This is a genomic window from Nonomuraea sp. NPDC051941, assembly GCF_044593615.1.
In genome coordinates, this window is record NZ_JBIUCF010000033.1 from 143,918 (window position 1) to 152,262 (window position 8,345).

General features: G+C 69.6%; 8 protein-coding genes. 6 read left to right on the top strand and 2 right to left on the bottom strand.

Annotated features, from left to right (window positions below; genetic code table 11):
* Positions 1-329 precede the first annotated feature (329 nt).
* Together ACIHFD_RS42650 and ACIHFD_RS42655 are read left to right on the top strand one after the other, a co-directional pair.
* On the top strand, positions 330-1,244 hold the full coding sequence (locus tag ACIHFD_RS42650; protein ID WP_397371772.1) for an RRXRR domain-containing protein: 915 nt from the start codon (positions 330-332) through the stop codon (positions 1,242-1,244).
* A gap of 29 nt (positions 1,245-1,273) precedes the next feature.
* Complete coding sequence (locus ACIHFD_RS42655) at positions 1,274-2,269, top strand: LacI family DNA-binding transcriptional regulator (protein WP_363969921.1); 996 nt, start codon at positions 1,274-1,276, stop codon at positions 2,267-2,269.
* 36 nt (positions 2,270-2,305) lie between these two features.
* Here the strand turns inward: ACIHFD_RS42655 and ACIHFD_RS42660 are convergent, their stop codons facing one another.
* Entirely contained in the window at positions 2,306-3,712 is a 1,407-nt protein-coding gene (locus ACIHFD_RS42660; protein WP_397371773.1) for an APC family permease, read from the bottom strand.
* 62 nt (positions 3,713-3,774) lie between these two features.
* Between ACIHFD_RS42660 and ACIHFD_RS42665 the strand changes: the two genes are divergently transcribed.
* Genes ACIHFD_RS42665 through ACIHFD_RS42675 form a run of 3 tightly spaced genes read left to right on the top strand, consistent with a single transcriptional unit; the run spans position 3,775 to position 6,370 of the window.
* Positions 3,775-4,422 (top strand): nitroreductase family protein, encoded by a 648-nt coding sequence (locus tag ACIHFD_RS42665; protein WP_397371774.1) that lies wholly within the window; start codon positions 3,775-3,777, stop codon positions 4,420-4,422.
* 36 nt (positions 4,423-4,458) lie between these two features.
* On the top strand, positions 4,459-5,484 hold the full coding sequence (locus ACIHFD_RS42670) for a hypothetical protein (protein WP_397371775.1): 1,026 nt from the start codon (positions 4,459-4,461) through the stop codon (positions 5,482-5,484).
* Positions 5,485-5,539: 55 nt separating this feature from the next.
* On the top strand, positions 5,540-6,370 hold the full coding sequence (locus tag ACIHFD_RS42675; protein WP_350735210.1) for an SAM-dependent methyltransferase: 831 nt from the start codon (positions 5,540-5,542) through the stop codon (positions 6,368-6,370).
* On the opposite strand, the gene ACIHFD_RS42680 is transcribed toward ACIHFD_RS42675, so the two are convergent.
* On the bottom strand, positions 6,367-7,752 hold the full coding sequence (locus ACIHFD_RS42680) for a GH1 family beta-glucosidase (protein ID WP_397371776.1): 1,386 nt from the start codon (positions 7,750-7,752) through the stop codon (positions 6,367-6,369). The genes ACIHFD_RS42675 and ACIHFD_RS42680 overlap by 4 nt on opposite strands.
* 150 nt (positions 7,753-7,902) lie before the next feature.
* Between ACIHFD_RS42680 and ACIHFD_RS42685 the strand changes: the two genes are divergently transcribed.
* The coding region (locus ACIHFD_RS42685; RefSeq protein ID WP_397371777.1) for an RNA-guided endonuclease InsQ/TnpB family protein at positions 7,903-8,345 on the top strand (443 nt) is incomplete at its 3' end.

An 8,345-nucleotide genomic window follows, 5' to 3' on the forward strand; every position in this document is an offset into this window, starting at 1 on the left:
CCGGATCCCCGCCCGAAAGCGGGGTTTTCATCCCAAATGGAGTGAAAGCCCAAGTGCTACCAGCACCAGCCAACTATTCGAGGAGGTGACCGACGTTGGCTACGTTCCACGTACGACAGAAGACCGACCACGCTGTGCCTCACCAGCAGCGCGCTCTCGAATTCGAGTCAGCAGACAACCCCGGGATCAGGGACGAAACGGGGCTCGAAGGCCGTAAGGCACCGGGCGCGGGACATGTGCGAGGTGAGACCCCCGGCAGTTCACCTGCTGCCAAAGGCGTCACCCCGGACCACCCGGTCCGGGAGAAGGGACGTGAGTCCCACCCCTATGTGTTCGTGCTTGACGGGCACGGACGTCCGCTTCAGCCCTGTACCCCTGCCAGGGCACGTCAGCTGCTCAAGAAGGGACGTGCTGTTGTTCACCGGCATACGCCGTTCGTCATCCGTCTCAAGGACCGTTCCATTGACTCCTCAGAGGTCGATGGCGTAGAAGTGGGCGTTGACCCCGGCTCCCGGCACACCGGCATCGCGGTGTTCACTGCGCAGGCAGGCGAGCGACGCGCCAGATTCGCGATCCGGCTCCGCAGCAGGGGAGGATCCGACCGCGTCTCCAGCCTCACCTTGGCCTGCGTGTCCTGCAACCAGGCCAAAGGCAACCGCCCAATCGAAGACTTCCTCACCCGCAAGCCGGAACTGCTGGCGAAGATCATTGCACAGGCCAAAGCACCGCTTAGAGACGCGGCAGCCGTGCAGTCCAGCCGCTGGGCGCTGTGGCGAGCACTCGATATCCGCCTGCCCACGCACGTGGCCTCGGGAGGTCGTACGAAGTGGAACCGCACCCGCAACCATCTACCGAAGACCCACACGCTGGACGCCCTGGCCGTGGGCAAGCTCGACTCGATCAGCGAGACCGTGTCCACGGTCCTGGTCGCCGGATGCGCCGGCCGCGGAACCCACACCCGCACCCGACCTGACAAGTATGGCTTCCCCCGCCTCCACATGCCCCGCCGGAAACTGTACTTCGGCTTCCAGACCGGAGATTTCGTCCGAGCCATCGTGCCCACCGGCAAGAAGCAAGGGACCCATACCGGGCGCGTCGCCGCCCGCACAAACGGCTACTTCAACGTCACGACCGTCCATAGAACCGTCCAAGGCGTCCACCACCGTCATTTCCGTCTCCTCCAGAGAGCGGATGGCTACGCCTACACCACGCAGAAGGAGGGAAGGGCGTCCTCCTCGGGCTGAAGCCCGGGGTTTTCAGCCCCAGACATCTGATGAAGCGCCCTACGATCCATGACGTCGCCGCCGCCGCGGGAGTGTCCCGCGGCACGGTGTCCCGGCTGCTCAACGGCGACAAGTACGTCAGCCCGGCGGCACGCGTGGCCATCGAGCGGGCCATCTCGGAGACCGGCTACGTGGTCAACCGGGCCGCCCGCAGCCTCGTCACCCAGCGCACCGGATCGATCGTGATGGTGCTTTCGGAGCCGCACGAGAAGCTGTTCGAGGACCCCAACTACAGCACGACCATCCGGGTCGCCATCAGGATGCTGGCCGAGCGGGACCTGTCGCTGGTGATGATGCTGGCCGGCGACGAGGGCGACCGCGAGCGGGTGGTCCGCTACGTCCGGGGCGGCCACGCCGACGGGGTGCTGCTGATGTCGACGCACGCCGGCGACCCGTTCATCGACGCGCTGCGTTCGGGCCCGCCCGCGGTCTCCTGCGGCGCCGTCATCGGCAGCGAGGGCGTCATCCCGTACGCCGCCGCCGACGAGCGCCTGGGCGGCCGCCAGATGACCGAATACTTCGTGAACCAGGGCCGCAGGCGCATCGCCATGATCACCGGCCCGATGGACACCCCCGGCGGCATCCAGCGCCTGGAGGGCTTCGCCGACGTGCTGGGCCGCAAGGCGACGAAGAAGCTGATCGCGCACGGGGACTGGACGCAGGCCAGCGGCGAGCGCGCGATGACCGAACTGCTGGCCCGCACGCCCGACATCGACGCCGTCTTCGTGGCCTCCGACCTGATGGCCGCCGGCGCCCTGGCCGCCCTGCGGGCGGCGGGCCGCCGGGTGCCGGACGACGTGGCGGTGGGCGGCTTCGACGACTCGTCGGTGGCCCTCTCGACGCACCCGCCGCTGACCACGATCCGCCAGCCGCTGGCGGAGGTGGCGCAGGAGACCGTACGCCTGCTGCTCGCGCTCATCGACGGCGCCGAGCACGTGGATCCGGTGATACTGCCCACGGAGCTGGTGATCCGCGAGTCGGCCTGATCCGGTGAGCCGCCCGGCGCATGCCGGACGGCCCGGTCAGCCGGCGTTCGCGTTCTCCTTCCTGCGGGCGTACCAGGTGAGCACCCAGAGCACCAGGCCGAGCGCGAGCAGCACGCCCGCGATCTCGTACTGGCCGGAGGGACGTCCGGAGGACCACGGCAGGACCAGGTACACGCACGTGATCGCGCCCACCACGGGCAGGACGCGCCCCGCGCTGAAGTGCTCGGTCGCCGCCCGTTCCCTGCGCAGGACGAGAACGGACACGTTGACCAGCGCGAAGACCGCCAGCAGGAGCAGCGAGGTCGTCCCGCCCAGCAACGACACGACCGGGCTGTCGGGACTCAGCGAGACGAACGTGATCAGCCCGAGGGCGATCACGGTGGTGAACACGATCGCCGCCTGCGGTGTGCGCCGCCCCGGGTGCACCTTGGCCAGGAAGGGCGGCAGCACGCCCTGCTTGCCCATGCCGTAGAGCAGCCGGCTGGCCATCAGCATGTTGATCAACGCGGAGTTCGCCACGGCGAACATCGAGATGAACGGCAGCAGATCGGAGATCGGGAAGCCGGGGGCCGCGGTCTGCACCACCGTCGCGAGCGGGGTCTCGCTCTCGGAGAGCCGTCCGACGGGGACCACGGCGACGGCGCAGATGGACACGAGCACGTAGATCAACCCGGTGATCCCGAGCCCGGTGAACATCATGCGAGGGAAGATCCGGGCCGGATTCTTGGTCTCCTCCGCCATGTTGACCGAGTCCTCGAACCCGACCATGGCGAAGAAGGCCAGCGACGTGGCCGTGCTGACCGCCAGGAACACGCTCTTGTCGGAGGCGGTCTCGAAGGTGACGACGCGGGAGAAGTCGGCGTTCCCGCCGAGGATGAAGTACAGGCTGACCAGGATGACGATCAGCAGACCCGAGAGCTCGACCGCGGTGAGCAGGACGTTGATCTTGACGCTCTCGCCGACGCCGCGGAGGTTGACGGCAAGGACCAGGAGCATGAACGCCAGCGCGATCAGCAGGATGACGCCGTTGCCGACGTCCAGGCCGAAGCCGGTGGCGAGGTTGGCGGCGAAGGCCCGGGACGCCGCCGAGGCAGAGGTGATGCCGGAGCACATCACCGCGAAGCACACCAGGAAGGTCAGGAGGTGCTTGCCGAAGGCCTTGTGCACGTACAGAGCGGCTCCCGCGGCCTGCGGGTATTTCGTCACCAGCTCCAGGTACGAGCACGCGGTGATCAACGCGACGGCGAAGGCGATGGCGAACGGCAGCCAGGCGGCGCCACCCACCTCGCCGGCGATCTCGCCGGTCAGCGCGTAGATCCCGGTGCCGAGAATGTCGCCGACGATGAACAGCAGCAACAGGCCGGGGCCCATCACCTGCTTCAGACTCGGCTCGCCGGCGCCGCCGGTCTCCTCGGCTGGACTGGGGGGTCTGGTTTGGGACATGCATTGGTCCTTCTCGCTGGGAGCCGCGGGGAAACCGTGATCGCGGGGGGCATGATGGCCGTATGACGATCGAACTGAGCCCGGACGAGCTGCTCACCACCACGCGCAGCGTGCGGAAGCGTCTCGACCTCACCCGCCCCGTCCCCCTGGAGCTCGTGCGCGAGTGCCTCGAGGCCGCGCTCCAGGCGCCCAGCGGCGGCAACCGGCAGGGGTGGCACTGGATGGTCGTGACCGATCCCGAGCTGCGCAAGGCGATCGGCGGCTACTACGAGCGTTCGCACCAGGCGTACTTCGAGTCCGGCTCCTCCGCGCGGGCGCTGTTCCAGGACGACCCGGTCCGGGCGGCGCAGCAGCGGCGGGTGGGCGACAGCTCGCTGTACCTGGCCGAGCACATGGGGGACGTGCCCGTGCTGGTGATCGGGTGCATCACGGTGTCGGGCGACGGGCTGCCCCAGGGGAACCAGGCCGGGCTGTGGGGGTCGCTGCTGCCCGCCGCGTGGAGCTACATGCTGGCCGCCCGCGCCCGCGGGCTGGGCACGGCGTGGACGACGCTGCACCTGGCGTACGAGAGCGAGATCGCCGAGCTGCTCGGCATCCCCGGCGACGTCCGCCAGGGCGTGCTCATCCCGACCGCCTACTTCCTCGGCGAGACGTTCGCCCCAGCGAAGCGGCAGCCGCTCGACGAAGTGCTTCACGTCGATCGCTGGTAGGCGCACAGTAGGAGGATCCGGGAGAAGGAGGCACTCGTGATCCTGCCGACGTCGCTGGTCGGGAGCTACCCGCAGCCGGAGTGGCTGATCGACCGGGCCAGGCTCGCCGGGCGGTTCCCGCCGCGGGTACGGGCCAGGGAGCTGTGGCGGATCCCGCCCGAGCACCTGGCCCAGGCCCAGGACGACGCCACCGAGCTGGCGATCAGGGCCCAGGAACGCGCCGGGCTCGACATCCTCACCGACGGCGAGATGCGCCGCGAGAGCTACTCCAACCACTTCGCCACCGCCCTGGAGGGCGTCGACCTCGACAACCCGGGCACGGCGCTCGACCGCAGCGGCCACCCGAACCCGGTCCCGCGCATCGTCGGCCCGATCCGCCGCCCGGCCCCCGTCCAGGCCGGCGACCTGCGGTTCCTGCGCGCGCGCACCGATCGCCCGGTCAAGATGACGGTGCCGGGGCCGTTCACCATGAGCCAGCAGGCGCAGAACGACCACTACCCGGACGCCGAGGCCGCCGCGATGGACTACGCGGCGGCGGTCAACGCCGAGATCCGCGACCTGTTCGCCGCCGGGGCCGACATCGTGCAGATCGACGAGCCGTACATGCAGGCCAGGCCCGAGGCCGCGCGCGCCTACGGGCTGGCCGCGCTCAACGCCGCGCTCGACGGCGTCACCGGCACGACGGCGGTGCACATCTGCTTCGGGTACGCCGCCATCATCCACGAGCGGCCGGAGGCATACTCGTTCCTGCCCGAGCTGGCCGGATGCCCGGTGCGGCAGGTGTCGATCGAGACCGCGCAGTCGGGGCTGGACCTCGGCGTGCTGTCCGACCTCAAGGACAAGACGGTCATCCTCGGGGTGATCGATCTGTCCACGCCGGAGGTCGAGCCGGTCGAGGTGGTGGCCGGGCGGGTGCGCAGGGCGTTCGGCCACGTGCCGCCCGATCGGATCGTCATCGCGACCGACTGCGGGATGAAATATCTGCCGCGCGAGTCGGCCGAGGGCAAGATGCGGGCGATGGCCGGAGCCGCTCGCCTGTTGCGTCACGAAATATCGGCATAAATCGGGGGTTGCCAATTAGGATCATGGCTCCACCCATCCGACCAAGGAGCCGACAGTGCCCGAGAGCGAGCAGGAGCGCGCGCCTCGCGGGATCGACACCGGCAAGCCCAGTGTCTCCCGTGTCTATGACTACATGCTCGGCGGCAAGGACAATTACGAGATCGACCGCCAGGTGGCGGCGGCCGCTCTCAAGGTCGCGCCCGACGCGCCCGAGGCGGCCATGGCCAACCGGGAGTTCCTGCGGCGCACGGTCCACTTCCTGGCGGCCGAGGCGGGCATCCGCCAGTTCCTGGACATCGGCTCCGGCCTGCCGACGCAGGGCAACGTCCACGAGATCGCCCAGGCGGTGGCGCCGCAGTCACGGGTGGTCTACGTGGACCACGACCCGATCGTGCTCGTCCACGGCCGCGCCCTGCTCGCCGTGGACGCCAGCACCACGATCGTCGAGGCCGACGCCCGCGAGCCGGGGAAGATCCTCGACGACCCGAAGACGCGCTCGCTGATCGACTTCAGCGAGCCGGTCGGGCTGCTGATGTTCGGGATCCTGCACCACCTGGGCGACGACGAGGACCCGGCCGGCGTCGCGGCCGCGCTCATCGGGCCGCTCGCCCCGGGCAGCCACGTGGTGATCTCGCACTTCCACAACCCGGGCGAGGAACACCCCGAGGTGTCGAAGCAGGCGTACGAGGCGGAGCGGATCTTCAACGACCACCTCGGCACCGGCCGGTGGCGCACCCGCGAGGAGATCCTCGCCTACTTCGACGGTCTCGAACTGCTGGAGCCCGGCCTGGTGCCGCTGCCCGAGTGGCGCCCGGGCCCCGACGACCGCGCCACGCCGGGCATCACGTACCACACCTTCGTCGGAGGCGTCGCCCGCAAGCCTTAGGCGGGCAGTTTTCCGGTGGCGACCACGTCGCGGTACCAGTGGGCGCTGTCCTTCCAGGTGCGCTCGAGCGTGTCCGGGTCCACCCGCACGATGCCGAACCGCTTGGCGTACCCGTGCGCCCACTCGAAGTTGTCCATCAGCGACCACACGAAGTAGCCGCGTACGTCGGCCCCCGCCGAGATCGCCTCGGCCACGGCGGACAGGTGACGGTGCAGGTAGTCGACGCGCCGCTCGTCCCGGATCCGCCCGTCGGGGTCGACGACGTCGGCGAAGGCCGCGCCGTTCTCGGTGATCATCGTGGGCATGGACGGGTAGTCGCGGTGCAGCCGCAGCAGTAGCTCGGTCAGGCCGGTCTCGTCGATGTTCCAGCCCATTTCGGTGTACGGGCCAGGCTGGGGGACGAACTCGACGTCGTCGCAGGCGATCCACGGCGACGCGGCCCCGTCCTGGTGCCCGTCGGCGGTCGCCCGCTCGGAGGATCCGTCCCACTGGCGCACCAGCGTCGGGTTGTAGTAGTTGACCCCGAGCACGTCCAGCGGCTGACCTGCGGTGGCCTCGTCGCCGTCGCGCACGAACGACCAGTCGGTCACCGAGGCGGTGTCGGCGATGAGGTCGCGCGGGTAGGCGCCCTCCAGCATGGGGCCGAGGAAGGCCCGGTTGGCCAGCGCGTCCGCGCGGCGTACGGCGTCGGCGTCCTGGTCGGACACGCCGCGCACGTGGTGCAGGTTGAGCGTGACCGACATCTGGGCGGCCGGGTCGACGACCGCGCGCAGCGCCTGGACGGCCAGGCCGTGGCCGAGGTTCAGGTGGTGGACGGCGGCCAGGGCGGCGGCGGGCTCGGTCCTGGCGGGGGCGTGCACGCCGGAGGCGTAGCCGAGGTAGGCCGAGCACCACGGCTCGTTCAGGGTGATCCAGGTGCGGACGCGGTCGCCGAGCGTGCGGCCCATGAGGTCGGCGTACTCGGCGAAGCGGTGGGCGGTGTCGCGGTTCGGCCAGCCGCCCGCGTCCTCCAGTTCCTGCGGCAGGTCCCAGTGGTAGAGGGTGGCGACGGGGGCGATGCCGCGGGTGAGCAGCCCGTCCACCAGCCGCGAGTAGAAGTCCAGGCCCGGCTGGTTGGCCCGGCCGCCCGGCTGCACGCGCGGCCAGGAGATCGAGAACCGGTACGCGCCCACGCCCAGGCCGACGAGGATGTCCAGATCCTCCTCCAGCCGGTGGTAGTGGTCGCAGGCCACGTCACCGGTGTCGCCGCCCGTCACCAGTCCCGGGGTGTGGGAGAAGGTGTCCCAGATCGACGGGCCGCGGCCGTCCTCGTTCCAGGCGCCCTCGACCTGGTAGGCGGCGGTGGCGGTGCCCCACAGGAAGTTCTCGGGGAAGGTGGTCATTCAAACTCCTTTATGGATGCTCAGGCTTTCAAACCAGAGAGAAAAGGCACACCTGCATAGTGAGGCAGGAATGGTGGTTCGCCGTCAGGCGGACCGCCGTCTACGACAATCGAGCAGCACTTGGCTGGTCTTCCTGCAAAAATTTGATGCGTGGCGCAGCGGGCCTACAGGTACCGCTTTTACCCGACTCCCGAGCAGGCCGGCGAGCTTGCCCGGACGTTCGGCTGCGTGCGCCTGGTCTACAACAAGGCCTTGGAAGAGCGGACCCGCGCCTACGCCCTGGTGGGCAAACGGGTTTCCTATGTGGAGTCCTCCGCCGCGCTGACGGCGTGGAAGAAGGCGCCCGAGCTGGCGTTCCTGGGCGAGGTGTCGTCGGTGCCGTTGCAGCAGGCACTGCGCCACCTGCAGGCGGCGTTCGCGAGCTTCTTCGCGCGCCGGGCGAAGTATCCGACCTTCAAGAGCAAGAAGAAGGCACGCGCGAGTGCGGAGTACACCCGTTCGGCGTTCCGCTGGCGCCAGGGCCGGCTCACCTTGGCGAAGATGGATGCGCCGCTGGACATCGTGTGGTCGCGTCCGCTGCCCGAGGGGGCCGA

Coding starts and splice junctions, on each gene's coding strand:
- ACIHFD_RS42660 (WP_397371773.1), bottom strand. CDS start 3,712: ATGTCCCAAACCAGACCCCCCAGTCCAGCCGAGGAGACCGGCGGCGCC.
- ACIHFD_RS42665 (WP_397371774.1), top strand. CDS start 3,775: ATGACGATCGAACTGAGCCCGGACGAGCTGCTCACCACCACGCGCAGC.
- ACIHFD_RS42655 (WP_363969921.1), top strand. CDS start 1,274: ATGAAGCGCCCTACGATCCATGACGTCGCCGCCGCCGCGGGAGTGTCC.
- ACIHFD_RS42680 (WP_397371776.1), bottom strand. CDS start 7,752: ATGACCACCTTCCCCGAGAACTTCCTGTGGGGCACCGCCACCGCCGCC.